The organism is Escherichia sp. KCJ4928, assembly GCF_004352695.1.
Lineage (GTDB): Bacteria > Pseudomonadota > Gammaproteobacteria > Enterobacterales > Enterobacteriaceae > ECMA0423.
This window is the reverse complement of the sequence record NZ_SJWV01000412.1, coordinates 1-1,291: the sequence shown is the minus strand read 5'-3', so window position 1 is coordinate 1,291 and position 1,291 is coordinate 1. Positions and strand designations below refer to the sequence as shown.

Genomic DNA, 1,291 nt, shown 5'->3' with positions numbered 1-1,291 from the left:
ATTCTGTATACATAATAAATCACCTTACAACAGGTCAAAAACCGCTGTAGCCAGAGTTACGCTGGCCTGATGCTTTAGTACCGGGCTTCGTCAGATAATCCAGACGTGCCAATAAGCGCTGATACTGCTCAGGGAAATCAGGAGCATTAATATCCTGGATGTAACGTCCATTAGCAGGGAAATGAATAATGCAGCCCCCTGGATTAACAATGCAGAAATCGTCCTGATGCACTGATCAATACGGAGAGGACTCTCGCGTGTGGTTTATTGACACCACAGTGCAGATTCGGCGAATCCGCGATCACGGTGCGATTTCGTTCCACGAGCACACAATCATGACCCCGGGTTTTATTCAAGTAAGCAGGACTGCGGATATCCGGTGTCGCGCCTTTGTGTCACGAACGGGGTAGGTGCGAAACACCGGATAAAATGCAGGCTGGCAAAACCTCTGAACGCCCAGCGCAGAGCGGATATTTTGGATTAAGTACTCGCACCTCCGCAGTCTTGGTACAAATCTGGCTGGTAGCTGTAAACAGACTTCGTACATGTTGCTCTGGAATAGATCCCCGTGCCACAGGCCTCACAGAACTTCTTCCCATGAAAAAACTGCTCACACATCACACAATGCCACTCCAGCACGACCGGTAATGGCGATAAAAACATCGCCATATCCTCAATGTAAGGGTGGGACTTTTCCGGATTCAGCACCACACAGTCCACCTTCTGTTGCTCACTCAGGGCATGTAAATCATGCTCAAACCATGCCCCATGAGCATCTGTCTGCAGAATCAACCGGCCATGGCAGGAAAGGCAGAAACAATGCCGGATATTTCTGCTGAGCGCAGAGTCGGCACTGATAATGTGTTCACCCGGCGTGATCCCCAGTCCCGTTTTTATACCGTTCATTCTGCTACCCCCTCCTCACTGAAGCGTCCGGTCTGGCAGTGTGTGCAGTACCGCTCCCCATAATAATCGTGGTGACATTGTCTGCAGTGCCAGCTGGCTTTACGCACCACGGGTAAGGCATCCGGGACGAATTGCTGCAGACGTTTAATCAACTGTATTTCTCTGCGTTCCGGCCTGACATAAGGACATTGCTGCGCGTGCTCCGTCAGCCCTTCGTCAGCGTGTTCAAACCAGGGCCGTTCAGTGTCGTATTGCGGTTGGTATCTGAGTGCACTGCCGCAAAGGTGGCAGGTGTAGCGGTCGTAAGGCGCAGTCTGTGCGGTACGGGCCCCCGTCAGACGTCCGTTGCCATCAAGAGCGAGAAAGGATTTTGCGTACATAGTAT

The 1,291-nt window shown here is 51.5% G+C and carries 3 protein-coding genes; all 3 read right to left on the bottom strand.

Annotated features, from left to right (window positions below; translation table 11 throughout):
* Nucleotides 1–34: 34 nt before the first annotated feature.
* A complete protein-coding gene (locus E0D98_RS24380; protein WP_072095347.1) occupies nucleotides 35–232 on the bottom strand; it encodes an inovirus-type Gp2 protein in 198 nt (65 codons plus the stop codon).
* A 248-nt stretch (nucleotides 233–480) separates the two neighbouring features.
* A complete protein-coding gene (locus E0D98_RS24375) occupies nucleotides 481–906 on the bottom strand; it encodes a putative zinc ribbon protein (RefSeq protein WP_001013306.1) in 426 nt (141 codons plus the stop codon).
* The gene (locus tag E0D98_RS24370) at nucleotides 903–1,286 is read right to left on the bottom strand and encodes a putative zinc ribbon protein (RefSeq protein WP_000271030.1); all 384 of its coding nucleotides are present in this window, start codon (nucleotides 1,284–1,286) and stop codon (nucleotides 903–905) included. Before E0D98_RS24370 ends, E0D98_RS24375 begins: the two co-directional genes overlap by 4 nt.
* Nucleotides 1,287–1,291: the final 5 nt, after the last annotated feature.

Coding starts and splice junctions, on each gene's coding strand:
- E0D98_RS24375 (WP_001013306.1), bottom strand. CDS start 906: ATGAACGGTATAAAAACGGGACTGGGGATCACGCCGGGTGAACACATT.
- E0D98_RS24370 (WP_000271030.1), bottom strand. CDS start 1,286: ATGTACGCAAAATCCTTTCTCGCTCTTGATGGCAACGGACGTCTGACG.